The 14,579-nt window shown below is 50.2% G+C and carries 14 protein-coding genes; 1 reads left to right on the top strand and 13 read right to left on the bottom strand.

Features of this window, described 5'->3' with window-relative positions; all coding sequences use genetic code 11:
* Positions 1-35 precede the first annotated feature (35 nt).
* The 11 genes from CUN67_RS28690 to pxpA all read right to left on the bottom strand — a co-directional run bounded on the left by CUN67_RS28690 (position 36) and on the right by pxpA (position 11,633).
* Positions 36-1,046 (bottom strand): sugar ABC transporter substrate-binding protein, encoded by a 1,011-nt coding sequence (locus CUN67_RS28690; RefSeq protein WP_208718918.1) that lies wholly within the window; start codon positions 1,044-1,046, stop codon positions 36-38.
* A gap of 598 nt (positions 1,047-1,644) precedes the next feature.
* Positions 1,645-3,024, bottom strand: coding sequence for an acetyl-CoA carboxylase biotin carboxylase subunit (locus CUN67_RS28685; RefSeq protein WP_208718916.1), 1,380 nt, complete (start codon positions 3,022-3,024; stop codon positions 1,645-1,647).
* Positions 3,021-3,266, bottom strand: coding sequence for an acetyl-CoA carboxylase (locus CUN67_RS28680; RefSeq protein WP_208718914.1), 246 nt, complete (start codon positions 3,264-3,266; stop codon positions 3,021-3,023). The genes CUN67_RS28685 and CUN67_RS28680 overlap by 4 nt, the downstream gene beginning before the upstream one ends.
* Positions 3,267-3,283: 17 nt before the next feature.
* Positions 3,284-4,288 (bottom strand): biotin-dependent carboxyltransferase family protein, encoded by a 1,005-nt coding sequence (locus tag CUN67_RS28675; protein WP_208718912.1) that lies wholly within the window; start codon positions 4,286-4,288, stop codon positions 3,284-3,286.
* Positions 4,289-4,292: 4 nt separating this feature from the next.
* Positions 4,293-5,153 (bottom strand): 5-oxoprolinase subunit B family protein, encoded by an 861-nt coding sequence (locus tag CUN67_RS28670; protein ID WP_208718910.1) that lies wholly within the window; start codon positions 5,151-5,153, stop codon positions 4,293-4,295.
* A gap of 26 nt (positions 5,154-5,179) precedes the next feature.
* The gene (locus CUN67_RS28665; RefSeq protein WP_208718908.1) at positions 5,180-6,058 is read right to left on the bottom strand and encodes an ABC transporter permease; all 879 of its coding nucleotides are present in this window, start codon (positions 6,056-6,058) and stop codon (positions 5,180-5,182) included.
* On the bottom strand, positions 6,058-6,972 hold the full coding sequence (locus tag CUN67_RS28660; RefSeq protein ID WP_208718906.1) for an ABC transporter permease: 915 nt from the start codon (positions 6,970-6,972) through the stop codon (positions 6,058-6,060). Before CUN67_RS28660 ends, CUN67_RS28665 begins: the two co-directional genes overlap by 1 nt.
* A 20-nt stretch (positions 6,973-6,992) precedes the next feature.
* Entirely contained in the window at positions 6,993-8,195 is a 1,203-nt protein-coding gene (locus tag CUN67_RS28655; protein ID WP_208718904.1) for an ABC transporter substrate-binding protein, read from the bottom strand.
* Positions 8,196-8,236: 41 nt separating this feature from the next.
* A complete protein-coding gene (locus tag CUN67_RS28650; protein WP_208718902.1) occupies positions 8,237-9,394 on the bottom strand; it encodes an ABC transporter ATP-binding protein in 1,158 nt (385 codons plus the stop codon).
* Positions 9,391-10,890 (bottom strand): hypothetical protein, encoded by a 1,500-nt coding sequence (locus CUN67_RS28645; RefSeq protein ID WP_208718900.1) that lies wholly within the window; start codon positions 10,888-10,890, stop codon positions 9,391-9,393. Before CUN67_RS28645 ends, CUN67_RS28650 begins: the two co-directional genes overlap by 4 nt.
* Positions 10,890-11,633, bottom strand: a complete 744-nt coding sequence (gene pxpA, locus CUN67_RS28640) for a 5-oxoprolinase subunit PxpA (RefSeq protein WP_254711449.1) — start codon at positions 11,631-11,633, stop codon at positions 10,890-10,892. Before pxpA ends, CUN67_RS28645 begins: the two co-directional genes overlap by 1 nt.
* An 801-nt stretch (positions 11,634-12,434) precedes the next feature.
* Between pxpA and CUN67_RS28635 the strand changes: the two genes are divergently transcribed.
* A complete protein-coding gene (locus tag CUN67_RS28635; RefSeq protein ID WP_208718898.1) occupies positions 12,435-13,121 on the top strand; it encodes a GntR family transcriptional regulator in 687 nt (228 codons plus the stop codon).
* Here CUN67_RS28635 and CUN67_RS28630 read toward each other — a convergent pair.
* On the bottom strand, positions 13,099-13,509 hold the full coding sequence (locus CUN67_RS28630; RefSeq protein WP_208718896.1) for a hypothetical protein: 411 nt from the start codon (positions 13,507-13,509) through the stop codon (positions 13,099-13,101). The genes CUN67_RS28635 and CUN67_RS28630 overlap by 23 nt on opposite strands.
* Before the next feature lie 190 nt (positions 13,510-13,699).
* Positions 13,700-14,572, bottom strand: coding sequence for a phosphonopyruvate hydrolase (locus CUN67_RS28625; protein WP_208718894.1), 873 nt, complete (start codon positions 14,570-14,572; stop codon positions 13,700-13,702).
* Positions 14,573-14,579: the final 7 nt, after the last annotated feature.

Genomic DNA, 14,579 nt, shown 5'->3' with positions numbered 1-14,579 from the left:
TAACGTAAAATTGAAATCCTCAGAACGAAATAACTTTAGCGATAGCCTTTTGCAACCATGTCTTTGGTGATTGCGGCATTGGTTTTATCCACGATGGCTGGGCCAGTTAACACATCAGAGGCCAGTTTGATGCCGTAAGTTTTATAGAAATAGAGCAATTCGACGGCCAGATATCCCTGCGCATAGGGTTGTTGATCGATGGTGCCCGTAATCTGTCCGGACTGAATATCGTCCAGAACTTCCGGCAGTAGATCGTTGGTATAAATAGAGATTTTAGACAGGTCGCCCATCTCCTTAAGAACTTTGACAATGTTCAGGGTATAAACGGCATCTACCACAAACAGACCATTGGCATCACTGTTGGCCATGTAATAAGCACGGAACTGCTCAGCGGCCTGGGTCGGGCTATCCGGCGAGACAACGATGGTGCTCGCTTTCTTTCCTGCTTTCTGGAACACATCAGTAAAACCTTTACACTTCGCAACCAGTGCAGATTGCCCTGCATTGGTGTTCACACACAGGCCTACCGTCACTTTAGGATCTTTGACTAATTCTTCAGCCGCTTTAGCACCGGAGAGATATTCATCGGAGCCTACATAAGTAATGTACGGAATACGTTGCGCCGGTGGCCGGGTATCGGCAACGTTCATTGCGATGATCGGGATTCCTTTTGCTGTTGCACGTGCCAGACTTGATTCAACCCCTTTAGCGTCAGGTAGTGAAACAATCAGGCCATCAGGTGACGCAGCCAGCGCCCGTTCGATTTTTTCTGACTGTTGAGCGGAGTTTGCCGGGGCATTACCGTGCAAAATAACCAGATCTACACCGTAGGTTTTAGCTGCATCCTTCATACCACGATCCACCACTGCCCAGAATGGATGGCCGAGCCAGCCATGGCTCACTTCATAAAACACCAGATGCTTGTCCTGGGCCCAGGTATTGTTGATCCCGTAACTGAGCGTGATAGCAGAAACCAACAGTGTACCTATTGACGCTTTTTTCAACCAAAATCCACTACGAGACAGCGAGTTAAGAAATGGCTTCATTCTAATTCCCCTGATGTTAGCTTGATTGATTGGTATAACTACGGTGTTGATAAAATCTTAATTTACAGACTCATTTAATTCTTTGTGTATCGAAACACAATTATTTTTAGTGATCAATTTATCGAAAGTCAAAAACAATTTTCACTTTAATCATGGTTGACATCACACAAGATGAAATCAGGAAATAAAAACCAATATAAACAATATGTTATTACTTAAAAACCTGAATGTGACCACGTCATTCTATTTTCTTATGTTTGTTTTTATCATTGAATATTCTTATATAAAAACGACATCATCAATCAATCTTATGAATAATTTAAAAGATGCGTTTTTGTATTTAAATTATGTGATATTCCAATATATCACTTAAAATAAATCACTGAGATCCAAAGGCATTTTGATTTAGAGCATCAATCGATATACCCAGGATTCGGGGTCAATCCGATGTTTCATTTCTGAGATAGATAAGATGAATGAGTCGTTCGCTGCCAGCACGGGTATCTCATGACGCGTAAGGGATACTTGAGGGATAAGTTGGCCTGGCCGGACGATATCTCCCCAAATCACGGTAAGATGTTCATCCGGCCATTCATGCTTACTGTAGATTTCCCGCTTTATCTACAAAGTCGGGAAGCAAACTCTCCTCAAGATAAGCATTGTGGATGTCGTTACGCAATACACCGCTATCTTCCAGAATCGCCAGATGTAAGGGTATGGTGGTTGTCACACCTTCAATTTTCATTTCTTTCAACGCACGCATCATTCTCTTGATCGCTGAAGCGCGATCTTCGTCCCAGACGATAATTTTCGCCAGGAGGGAATCGTAATAGAAGGGAATGGCGTAACCTGCGTACAGCATTGAATCGACCCGTACACCAGGCCCAGAAGGCAGCGTCAGCTCTTTCACTGTGCCGGGAGAAGGTTTGAAATTCACGAAGGGATCTTCAGCGTTGATCCGGCACTCTATCGCTGCGCCACGCAGCACTATCGCATCCTGAGTGAAGCGCAGCGGATGGCCTGATGCGATGTGAAGTGTCTCCCTGACCAGGTCAATGCCGGTGACCATTTCGGTCACTGGATGTTCAACCTGAATACGCGTATTCATCTCAATAAAAAAGAATTCATCGCTATCCGGGCTGTAGAGAAACTCCAGCGTGCCTGCACCGGAATAGCCTACAGACTCCGCCAGTCTTACGGATGCCTCTCCCATCAGCCCCCGCGTTGTTTCAGGTAAAACAGGGGCAGGTGCCTCTTCAACCAATTTTTGCCGCTGGCGCTGCAGGGAGCAGTCCCGGTCAAACAGATGGACAGCATGCTGACCATCCCCGAGTATCTGCACTTCAACATGCCGCGCACGGGTAATGTAGCGCTCAAGATAAATATCCCCATCGCCAAATGCTCCCAATGCCTCACGGCTGGCCACCGCATACTCTTTTTCTAATTCAGCCTCGTTATGGGCAACACGAATACCCCGTCCACCACCACCCGCTGCTGCTTTTAACATTATCGGATAGCCGATAACCCGCGCCTCTCGCAGTGCATCTTCAATATCCCGTACCACCCCTTTACTGCCCGGTACAGTAGGTACACCGGCACGTTCGGCACAAAGTCTGGCAGACGCTTTATTGCCCATCAGGGCAATAGTTTCCGCTGAGGGGCCGACAAAAACCATACCCGCATTATTGACCGCTGCGGCAAACTCACTGTTCTCCGACAAAAAACCATAGCCGGGGTGTACCGCATCAGCCCCGGATGCACGCGCAGCAGCGATCACGGCCTCAATATTGAGATAGCTTTTTTTCGCCGCTGCCGGCCCGATAACTTCAATAGCGCCTGCCATTCTGGCTGGCAGGCTGTCTTTATCCGCTTCACTGCATCCGAGCACGGTTTCAATACCCAGCTCATGGGCGGCCCGGATTACACGCAGGGCAATTTCTCCACGATTAGCGATAAATAATTTTTTAATCGTGATCATTCAATAGTCCTTACAATCGCAATCGCCATCTCAGTATCGATATCGTCACCGTCATTGACAGCAAACGATTCCAGTATCCCTGCAACACCTGCATATACCTCGGTAAATTGCTTCATCAACTCAACCATTCCGACAACAGTCTCTTCCGTAATGGCATCGCCTTCATTGACAAAAGCGGGTTCCCCAGGAGCGGGGCTACGATAGAAAACGCCTGGTAATTCGCCTTTGATTTCAACATGCATTGAGTGTTCTCCTGAGTTCAGTTGGCTGACGGCAATGTTGCCAGGCAACCAGAATGACAAAGTGCATCGATTTTTTTTCTCAGCAAATCAGCCTCTTCACGACTGATTAATCTGAAACGAATTTTTTCCCCCGGCCGTAATTGACCTAAACGCCAGATTGCCGCGCTGGGAACAGTAAAGGGCACCATAAAGCCACCCGCACTTGGGGAGTCGTTGATGAAGATAATCGGTGTTTGCCCGGCGATGCTGATACCGCCTAACGGATAGCCGTGATCGAGGATATTTGATGGATGTGTACCATGTTCCGGCGGCTTATCACTGGCAGCAGATGAGAAAGTGAGTTCTGGTCCTTTCAATCGCATCCCGGTGCGATTGCTTTGCGGCAATACGTTCCATTCGCTGTTAGTAAAAACATCAATACCATTGGCGTCCAGCCAGTGATCATTAGGACCCGCCATCACTGGGATCGCCCGGTCTTCACCAGAGACACGTAGCGCCGGGTCGATCACCGGGCGTACCTCCAGCGGAGCAGACAGCGCGGCTACATCGTCCGCAACCTTGCCCAAAGGCAGACAGTCTCCGGTTTTCAACGCACCATTGCCGGTACCACCAATCGATGCCATATGAAACGTCGCGCGCGATCCCAGTACTGGTTGTGTGTTTATCCCACCCGCAATCGCAATGTATCCGCGTGCGCCCTTTTTGGCCGCCCCACAATTTAACACCTGTCCTTTCTGTACCCGGACAGTCTGCCAACAAGGCACCAACACGCCATCAAGTTGAGCAACATGTTCCGCACCGGTAAGTGCAATCACAGCGTCTTCCAGGAAACGGACCGTAGGTCCAATAAACTGCCATTCCAGTGCGGCCATATCCCGGTGATTACCGACCAGCAGATTCGCCAGACGAAATGACCAGGCATCAACAGGTCCCGATGGTGGGAATCCCTGTTCCCAATAGCCAATGCGGCCCGGGAGTTCCTGTACTGATGTCTCAAGTCCCGGTTTTACGATTTCCAGCATGGGGTCACTCCTTTTCTAACGAGGTTAACCAGTCCCGATACTTCGCCACGGAAAAAGGTTCACTACTGATGAGGGGGTGCTGATAATCGCCCTCGTCTACAGCCCGTTGAATGTCATCGTATTCCTGACGGTCTATTGGCACGAAACGCACCCTGTCCCCCGGCTGGAATAGCGCAGGGCTATTGGTAAAGGCGGCCAACCGTTGATGCCGATCCCAGGTCGGCATCGGCGTTCGTGCAAAGATTTGATAACCACCAGGCGTGCGGTCCGGATAGATGCAGGTCAACCCCCCTCCCAAACCGATAGTCCCTTTCGGTGTCCAGCTTCGTGGCGGGTTGTACTTGGGGGCATGGAGACGGCAACGCGGGTCAAGAGGCATCAGTGAGCATAGTCCCGGCCAGAATCCCAGCGCTGCCACCCAATATTCGGTGCCCATATGCACCTGTTGCAGCTCCACTCGGTCAGCGAGACCATTAACCTCGCATAGCAGTTCAGGGTCAGTAAGCTTGTCCGGATGCGTTTTGCGATACTCAGTGATGCACTCTTCACTCCAGGGATCAAAGTAGAGCACCGGAACATGAAACAGTCGGCTCGCGATGGGCTGAACGTCCTTCCTCTGTACACCTTCATAGAGTGCGGAAATTTCCTTGACGACATCGTCATAACTGATCTGGTCTGGATCATAGGAAACCAGCAGAGATGCCAGCTCAGGTACCAGTTCGATAATCCCATTAATGGTTGCCGCTCTTATCGCTGTCGCGAGGGCATGTACCTGGATATTCAGTTCAAAGCTCATCTCTTTGCCCAGCTCAATCTCAATGAACCGGTCGCCAGCAGGCGCAAAACGTGGGAGGTGCTGAAGCATGGATGTTCTCCGTGTACTTTTTACAATCAGTTCTTATCCATCCGGGCAAATAACACCCAGAAAACAGCTGCCAGTGATGGAAGTACGACCAGCAGAACAATGGTTTCAAGGCTGAATATGATTGGCACTTGTGATTGTTGTGATGAGGCCATAGTCCAGTTCCAGATTGGCATGGTGGTGGACGTTCCGCGCAGGAAGATGGAGCGTTGGGCCTCATTAAATGAGATGAGAAAACCGAATAAGGCCGCACCAACAATGCCAGGGCGAAGAATGGGCATTTCTATTTGCCAGAAGGTTTGCCAGCGTGATGCCCCCAAATCAGCAGCCGCTTCGATAAGTTTGTAATCAAAGCGAGTCGTCAGTACCAAAACGATCAGCAATGAAAAAGGAAACGCCCAGACAATGTGACCGAGGAAAATGGACCAGTAACCTAACGTCATGCCAAGCATTGGGCGAAGGAAAATAAACTGCGCTGCCCCCATCGACATGCCCGGGATAAACAGCGGCAACATCGCCAGTAAAACCAGCATACCGGAACGCGGTGAGTGTGGTATGGCACGCCCAACGACGGTGGCTGTAAATGCCGTGACCATCCCGACACCGACACCTATCAATACACTGATGCCGAATGGCTGGATCCAGCTGGTATTGGCAAACAGCGCATCGTAGTGCTCAAAGGTGAACGGAAATGGAATACCGGATAAGGGTCTGGCACTAAACGACATCAACCCCAGCCACAGCAATGGAAAATAGATCAGTGCAAGCATTATCCACAATGCATACCCTCCCAAGGTCCTCCATCCCGACCAATAGCTCCAGGAATTATGTAATACGTGGCGATGCTCAGAGTCACTGATGGAAGTCATCATTTTTCGTGCCGCTTTAGTCGTTAATAACGCAGTCATCAGTGCAGGCTCCTGAATGAATTTGAAAGATCCGTAACACGACGAGTGACCAGCAGAAGAATGGCGAAAATTGCACCGATCATGAAAATGACAAAGCTTGAAAGGGCAGCCAATACCGGATAGCGCAGTGCGCTATAGGCACTGTCGATAGAATTGCTCAGCATATTGACGAAGCCACCACCCAACATATTGGGTTCTACCCAGGACGCCAGCGCTGGCCCAAGCGTGAACACCACTCCGGCCACGACGCCGGGCAGAGATAACGGAAAAATAATATCTTTCAGGATCCTGAAAGGTGTTGCCCCCATATCTGCCGCTGCAGCAACCAGGTTGTCATCAATCACGCTGATAGCCAGAAAGAGAGGCAAAACCATTGTCGGGAAATAAGAGATGATCATGCCAAAGTGAACGGCCGTTTCGTTATAGAGCATGCCTTCGATTGGGGTCGAAATAATATGAAGATGCAACAGCAGATAATTAATCAAACCATTTTCATCTAAAATTCCTCGCCAGACGATAATCCGGGAAGATAAATCCAGGAAGAACGGAATGGTTAATAATGCGAGCACGATCGCCCGCATTGATTTACTACACCCACCTTTAGCCAGCCAGAGTGCACATGGGTATGCAATCATCAGATCAATAAATGTCACCGTTAGCGCAATTCGCAATGTTCGAACAGTGACTTCAAATCTTCCTGATGAAAAAAGACTGTACCAGGTTTCCAGTGTTGGCTTATAAATCATCGCAAAGTTTTTACTTTCAAAAAAACTGTAAGTTAAGAGCACAATAAGCGGCACAATAACTAACAGTGACCATACCCCGACAAATAATGGCACCAGCCACGCTGGCCTTTCTAAGGGTGTGAGCACTTTGCGTGATACTTTTTTTAAAGGTGGGTGTAACTTGTTCATCTGTCTCTCCAGCTGAATTGTCAGGCGTTCAGGAAGCGCTGCCACTGCTCTTCAATTGCGTCCGCATTGGAAGGCGTAGAGGTACTGACAAACGGCTTGGCAAATTTACGATCGATTTTCTTCTGGTTCGCTTCGAGATCTGCGATCTCCTGTGCTGTCCAGTTATTAGCATGGGCATACTGGATCGCCAGATCCATATTCGGTCCGCCGTAGCCACGATCCCTTGCCTGCAGGGCACGATATTCACCACCCAGATAATAATTAAGCATCTTGTAAATGTTATCGAGATTGCCGCGGTCTTTAGCTTGTGAGGCAATATAGGCACCATGCCCCCACTTGTAATAGCCCTCCACGGTATAGGCGTAACGTGCTTTGTCACCCAGTTTGCCGTTGGCTTCTTTTACCGCCGGTTCCCAGCAGTTGAGGATATTCACTTCTCCATTACCGAGCAGTTGTACCTGCTCCTCAAAAGAGGAAACCAGGGTACGGAACTGGCCCGCTTTTTTACGTGCAACCAGAAAATCCACCACTGTCTTAGCCTCATCGGCGGTCAGATCCGCTGGATTAGCGATTTTGGCTTTACCGTTAGCTTTCAGGTAAAGAGCCGCAGGTCCGATGGAGTAATTCCAGGTTTTGTCATAGCCCACACGGCCATGCGTTTTTGCGCTATCAAACATCATCTGCCAGGACACATCAGCACTGCCATCTGCGGGCAGACCCAGTTTTTCCGGGATATAACCAAAACTATCTGCATTACCAATTACCGGGACACCGTATTGTTTGCCATCGCTGCCTTTCACCACCGCCGAGTATTTCCAGTCATCAGAGGTGCGTTGCCAAAGGGTTAATTCAGGATTTTTTTCATCAAGTGGCAGATAATATCCTTGCGGCCCAAGAATATTCTGCGTCCCCCCCTCAAAAATGAACAAGTCTACTTTTGTACCCATTTGAGAGGCCATAACGTCACGCATAAATACGCCAACGTCATTGTTGGAACCAATAAACTCCATTTTAAGCCCGCTACTTTTTTGCAGTATCGACCAGTCTTTGAGCTGAGATGTTGTTACACCATAGGCTTTTATAGTTGGCGAACCCGCTGCCCAGGCCATGCCTGGAACAGATAAAGATCCCAGTGCTGTTGCAGCACTGGTAATTGCCACACTTTTCAATAATGTCCGACGCGATAACTGAAGTTGCGAGTATGTTGAATACTTATCTGTCATAATGAACCGCCTTTGTTATTTAAAAATTGTTTAAAGGTGTATTAATTACGTAGAACAACACAATCCTGCATGCGGCAAATGACGCCATTGAAAGTACTTTGATCCTGGTGTTGGTCCCATGTTCTTATTTTCATCGTGTAACCATATTCCGTTTTGGCTGTGCGGTCGGTATATTTTCCGCGATAGAGATGTTCATGTGGTGTGCAGGGCAAAATATTATATTCAGGAGAAATCGCTTCAAATGAACTGACCGGTAAAAGCCGTTCTGCACGAAAAGCGATGAGTGCGTCATCCCCTGGCTGCAGTGCTGACAGATCAGCTGAAAAGCCTGTCATGGTGATGCCGTTCATATCCACAACAACCCGATTTTCTGCCTCCGTCCTGACCACTTTACATTCAACAACGTTATCAAAACCCATAAATTCGGCGGAAAAACGGCTGACGGGTCGGTCAAATAACTCTTCAGCAGTACCGCATTGTTCAATACGGCCCCGACGCATCAACACGATGCGGTCACTCATGGTTAACGCTTCTTCCTGGCTGTGAGTAATGTAGATAAAGGTCATACCCAGTGATTGATGCAGCTCAACCAGTTCGGCCTGCATGTCATAGCGCAACCGTTCATCCAGTGCGCCCAGGGGTTCATCAAGAAGCAACACGGCGGGTTTGGTGATGATCGCGCGGGCCAGCGCCACGCGTTGACGTTCACCACCGGATAGTTGGCTGATACGGCGATGTCCTTTATGTGCCAGCCGAACCATCTCCAGTGCCTTTCGGGTACGATCCTGCCTTTCCGCTGTGGGCACTTTGCGCAATTTCAGACCATACGCGACGTTTTCCTCCACCGACATATGCGGGAACAATGCGTAGTTCTGGAAGACTGTCGTGCAGTTACGTTGTGCGGCAGGAACGTTTGTCAGGTCCACTCCATCCAGCGTCAATGTCGTTGCAGCCGTGGCCTGCTCCAGTCCGGAGATAACCCGTAACATTGTGGTTTTACCGGACCCGCTTTCTCCCAAAATGACTAAGAACTCACCTCGTTTAACATTCAACGAAACATTATCCAGCGCCAGGTTATCCCCATAGCGGTGTACCACATTCACAGCGCTAAGAATGACATCGTCATCAACCGGGGATTGGGTATCGGTAAAATGCGCTGTGCGGGAAGCAGTGATTTTCTGCGAAGGTGAATTCATCATACTAAAACCTCGATGGTTAACAGGGTGGCGGCAACAGAGATTGCACGTTGAAAGAGGGTCTGCGTGATGGAAAAGGGGTCGACGATATCGTCCCTCCACTCCCCCTCATCCTGTTTGCTGTTAGCGGAGAGTTGATCTTGAATTGCATTACAACCCGCAATAACGGCCTGAAGTGCTGCCTGCTCAGCCGGTTTACGGACGTTATCCAGTTGCCCGAGCCAGACTGCCACTCGGGCGAGCGCTTTACCGCCGCCAGCCACAACCCCCCTCTGCCCGGCTGCCTGAACGACCGCGATGGCAGCACGTGCATCGTCCATTCTCTGAACGGTTTCCCACGGGTTTAACCCACTGATTTTCAGTTCCGCCCAATAGCCATTGAGTCTGGCGGCCCGGCGTTGGAGTCTTTCCCGGTCCAACGCGAGATAACGATGCTGCTCAGCTTCCTTAAGGAGACTTGTCTGGCGTAACTTAATGGCAGCGGGTACCTCGGTCGGATCTGTTAACACGCAGTGGTTTTTATCAACAATAATGTGTCGGGCGTGGCCGAGCATGGCAGGCTGTATGGCGGTGAGATCAATGCCAGTTGTCTCACCAATGAGCGTCGCCCCCGACGCAACACACACATCTTCCAGAAGATCGAGGGCATGCAAACCTGAAGCTTCAGGCACCAATCCCAGAATGTTGAGACAATATTTGCCTCGGTTCTCAATCAACGCAGCTGCCGCCTGGCCAACAAATCCACGAGCGATAATGACCAGTGATTTATTGTTCTGAACGAAGGCATTCAGCACAGGTGCCATTGGGCCTAAGTCTGAGATGACTTCATTGATGACCACCAGATAAACATTGTCCATTTCGATGCAGACTCGAGGTTCCGTCGGACTAATGCCGGCAATGTCGGGGCAGATATCCAGACAAAACCCGGAATGCTGTAAAAGCTCCAATCCGGGTTTCTCCCCTTCTTTAACCTCTATCGTACCGGGTGACATAATATGTTCGCCAATTGCGCCAAGTGCGGCGGCTATCTCACTGTCGCCACTGGCTACTCTGGCTATTTGGGTAACCGCAGGCATAACACTTCGCAGGTTGGCCAACTGCTGCATTGCCAGCACACCAGTATCTTTAAGGGCACGTGAAATTTGCCCGGGGTTTCCGCCGCGGCTCACACTTAATGAGGCTGACTGATAAATTGCATTAGTGATGCAGGCAAGGCGGATCGCGCCATCGCCCAGATCGCGGCGTATGCCGTTCATCGCTTCCAGTAAAATACGCGGGGCAATGGTCTCCGCGCCCTCTTCACCCACCACCAGCTTCGCAATTGTGCATCCGCTCATCGCCATGCCTGCCTGAGCCATACCCACGTCATATATCACCCCACGTCCATTCGGACCGAGTGAGGGCGCGATAGCCCTGACGGTTTCAGTGAGTGACTGTCGGATGATGTGGCGGACATGTTCACCACTCAAAGGCAGAGAAGACCGAAGCGCGACTACCATTACCGCACTCCACGTGCGTGTATATGCTCATTCATTGCTGTGTGAACAGCTTTAGCAATGGCAATGGCGTTTGGCGTATCGCTGTGCACACAGACGGTATCAGCGGCAACCCGGACGGTTTTACCGTTGACAGATTTAGCGGTTCCGGTTTTCAGTGCCTGCAATACACGGGCAGCTGAAACAGCAGGCTCAACAGGGTCATGGGTAAGGGCAATGATTTGTCGCCCTTCGTCGTCGTAATCAAGGTCGGCATAAAATTCGCAGCTATATTCAACACCACGCGCGTCGAATACGCGGGTCATCTCACTGAAAGCACAAGCGATAATCGGCACCCCTAAAGCAAGGACTGCATCTGCCACCCCTTCAGCAATGTGGTTGTCTCGCATTGCCATTCCCATCAAAGCACCATGTGGTTTGATGTGTGAGAGAGGAACGCCCTCAGTATCCAGAAAACTTTTGAGTGCCCCGGTTTGATAGAGGATGAGTGCCGCAACCTCGCGGCGGGATAGCTTTATCTCACGGCGCCCAAACCCTTCTTTGTCAGCAAGGCCAGGATGTGCACCAATTTTTAAACCGTACTTTTTCGCAATTTTAACGGTTTCCCACATCACTGAAGGATCCGATGCATGGAACCCACAGGCTATGTTCGCGTGCGTCACGAAGGGCATGACATCTTCATCATTGCCAAGACGATAAATACCGAACGCTTCGCCCATATCACAATTAATTGCTAATTCTTTCACCTGATGCCTCCTCAAGATAAGAACCTTTGCCTGCTGATGCGGCGGACATGTACGTGACGACACCCACGCCTTTCATTTTTATCCCCCATCAACGCACTTATTGCAGCGAGGTCGAAACAGTAAAAATAAAAATTGTCCTACGATTTAAAGCATGAATTGTGCCACAAAGATAAAATGGACAATGAAAGATGGCTTAATTTTCACCTGTGTGGGTTTCCGATGATTTCTAAGCAGGTTAACAGCCTGACATGAGTGCTGTACTGAGACAGGGACAAGCGCTGATGAAGAGAAAAAACACTAAACCGCACCAATATAAAGCCTTATGCGTTTATTTTTGGTGCAAAAACTTCACATGCCTGCACTTTTTTTGAGCCTGAAGGGGTAGGGAATCCTGGCGACCCCGGGTACATCCGGACCAATATCAGGCATAATAAACAGTGAAACTGATGGTGAAACTCAAGATGAAAACTGTTGATGCCTTTTACATCAACAAAAATATCGTAGAACAATTTTTATTTGATTTATTTTAGTGGGAGCTTGTGTTCATAACATCCTGACTACAGGCTTCTGAAAGTGAGGGGCAGATAAGAAAAAATCTACACGCACAGGCCCGGATACCCGGCTATTGCAGGGTATCCGGGTTGAAGTCATCAGCACATCGCAGTAAAAGGTACAAAATTGTCTGACAAAAAGGTGTTTTAGTGTGGCCAGGATTTGAGATTGACGATGCGAGTTGGCATAGTATCTGCAAGAATTGTCCCCATATTTCATAACTTCAACGTGATCGAGTAGCATCTGACAATGGCCGATTTTGATAACGATAGTGAGCTGGAACGCCCTCATGGTTCTACCGTAGAGGCGCTGGTCGATAAGCTAAAATCGAGAATATTAAACGGGGATTTCGCTCCCGGTGAGTTTTTGCGTGATATCAAAATGGCGACCTTTTTTGATGTATCACGCAACAGCTTCCGCAGTGCAGCAATGGGGCTGGTGGCTCAGGGTCTGCTATTACAGGTGCCAAATCGTGGCTTTTGTATCCCTGAATTTGGGCCGGATGATATTGTCGATATCACCCGACTGCGTGGCGTGCTTGAAGTCGAAGCGGTGAAGATGATCATTCACAATGGCATCATTCCTCCTGATGCCATTCGTGCAGTAGAAGTGCTGAAGAATGCCCCGGCGGATGCCCCTCGCTCATTGCTGGTCACCGCAGATACTGAGTTTCATCGTGCGATCATTGCTGCCAGCAGCAGCCCAAGACTGGTTCGCAGTTATAGCGTGCTGGAGAGCGAGATTGAATTATTACTGGTACAGAGGCAGTTCCACTATACCGATCCTAACGAAATCATCTCTGAACACGAACACCTTATCGCGTGCTTACGTACCCGTGATTTTGAAACTGCCCGCGACGCCTTTGTTGAACACTGGGAAGATCTGCGTATTAAACTTCTACGCTCAGCTGCGGCTAAACTGCTGGGGAAAAAATGAACCCCACTCGATCATCAACGGGCTCGTAAGCCCGCATGGTTAAAGAGATTTGCGATGATCGACGTGGGACATTACCGTCGTTTTTACCTTCAAGGGTGAACATCTTTTGCTGGAGATGGAGCGCTTTGCGCGGGAGCTGGGTGGGATCGTATTCGGTAGCCCGGGCCGGGTCCTGTGAAAAGATGGCGTGCTTGTCCGGATAGCCGATATAGGTCTGGGTAAAGCCGCCTGCCAGCTCGGCCATCCTGGCAAAGGACTTTGGATTTTCCAGCACCACGGACGGCTTGATCGAGGCTGTTGCGGACTTTTTTGCCGCAACCCAATCCGTGATGGAGGCCGATCTGCTTTGCGCCAGCTGTTCCAGTTGGGCAGACAGCGACAACGACATGCGTGATTAGGCGGTGATGATATTCGCCGTCACCACCGCAATCACCGCCAGCAGGGCAATGCCGATGCAAATCGCGGCAATTCGGATGCATAATGATGAGAATCGCATGGTCATCCCTAAAGAAAAAGAAAGCCAGGACGGGCGAGGCATTTAAACCTTTCCCGTCGCCCGATGTTGACCCAATGCCTGGTCAGCGAAGGAACCTGGCTTCAATCTCGCGCATGTGCTTGTCGCCTTGCAGGGCAATGATTTCGGCCACGGCCGGCAAGGTTATGTCCACATTGGCGATGCCGCCATCGCTGCGTATCTGCCGGAAGACTTGGGCCATGGCGCCAGCAGCGGCCCGGATCGCGTGATTTCCGTAGATGACGATGCCGACCTTGCCCAGCGCGGCGATATCCGCCTCGGTCAGTTGCGGATAGGCGGTCGGGACCAACACCAGCGGGACCTTGCCCTGCCAGGCGCTGATGAATGCCAGGACTTCATCCGGTGTCTTTTGCTTCGAGTGGATCAGGATGGCGTCCGCTCCCGCTTCTGCATAAGCCATGCCGCGCTGGATCGCTTCTTCCTGCCCCATTCCCGCAATCAACGCCTCAACGCGCGCCACAACGACGAAGTCCTTGTCTTGGCGGGCCGCTGCCGCTGCCGCCACCTTTCCCTGGAACTCCTCGATGCGCACCAGTTGCTGGCGGCCATCGGCGCGCAGGCTGGTGTCTTTCGGGAAGGTCTTATCTTCCATCACGATGGCCGACGCGCCGGCCGCCTCATACTGAGGAACGATGTAGCTGACGTTGACCGCATTGCCAAACCCGGTATCGATATCGGCGATCAGGGGAATGGAAACGGTCGCGGCAATGGCACGCATCATCTCAAGGTGGGTACCCATCGAAAGGATATTGGCGTCCGGGACGGCATAGCTAGCCGACAACTCGAAGCCGCTCCCCCAGATTCCGCCGAAGCCCGCATCTTCCGCCAGCTTTGCGGCCAGCGGATTGTGTGCAGCCATGGCGGCAAACAGCTTGCCATTGTTCAAGGCGTGGCGTAGGGACTGGTTCTTTGTCATGTCATCT

It is taken from the genome of Pantoea cypripedii, from assembly GCF_011395035.1.
Taxonomy (GTDB): Bacteria; Pseudomonadota; Gammaproteobacteria; order Enterobacterales; family Enterobacteriaceae; genus Pantoea; species Pantoea cypripedii_A.
Note: the sequence above shows the minus strand (reverse complement) of the source record. Positions and strands in the feature narration are given on the sequence as shown.

Excerpts from the sequence above, each read along its gene's own strand:
- CUN67_RS28690 (WP_208718918.1), bottom strand. The coding sequence starts at position 1,046 with ATGAAGCCATTTCTTAACTCGCTGTCTCGTAGTGGATTTTGGTTGAAA.
- CUN67_RS28685 (WP_208718916.1), bottom strand. The coding sequence starts at position 3,024 with ATGATCACGATTAAAAAATTATTTATCGCTAATCGTGGAGAAATTGCC.
- CUN67_RS28680 (WP_208718914.1), bottom strand. The coding sequence starts at position 3,266 with ATGCATGTTGAAATCAAAGGCGAATTACCAGGCGTTTTCTATCGTAGC.
- CUN67_RS28675 (WP_208718912.1), bottom strand. The coding sequence starts at position 4,288 with ATGCTGGAAATCGTAAAACCGGGACTTGAGACATCAGTACAGGAACTC.
- CUN67_RS28670 (WP_208718910.1), bottom strand. The coding sequence starts at position 5,153 with ATGCTTCAGCACCTCCCACGTTTTGCGCCTGCTGGCGACCGGTTCATT.
- CUN67_RS28665 (WP_208718908.1), bottom strand. The coding sequence starts at position 6,058 with ATGACTGCGTTATTAACGACTAAAGCGGCACGAAAAATGATGACTTCC.
- CUN67_RS28660 (WP_208718906.1), bottom strand. The coding sequence starts at position 6,972 with ATGAACAAGTTACACCCACCTTTAAAAAAAGTATCACGCAAAGTGCTC.
- CUN67_RS28655 (WP_208718904.1), bottom strand. The coding sequence starts at position 8,195 with ATGACAGATAAGTATTCAACATACTCGCAACTTCAGTTATCGCGTCGG.
- CUN67_RS28650 (WP_208718902.1), bottom strand. The coding sequence starts at position 9,394 with ATGATGAATTCACCTTCGCAGAAAATCACTGCTTCCCGCACAGCGCAT.
- CUN67_RS28645 (WP_208718900.1), bottom strand. The coding sequence starts at position 10,890 with ATGGTAGTCGCGCTTCGGTCTTCTCTGCCTTTGAGTGGTGAACATGTC.
- CUN67_RS28635 (WP_208718898.1), top strand. The coding sequence starts at position 12,435 with ATGGCCGATTTTGATAACGATAGTGAGCTGGAACGCCCTCATGGTTCT.
- CUN67_RS28630 (WP_208718896.1), bottom strand. The coding sequence starts at position 13,509 with ATGTCGTTGTCGCTGTCTGCCCAACTGGAACAGCTGGCGCAAAGCAGA.
- CUN67_RS28625 (WP_208718894.1), bottom strand. The coding sequence starts at position 14,572 with ATGACAAAGAACCAGTCCCTACGCCACGCCTTGAACAATGGCAAGCTG.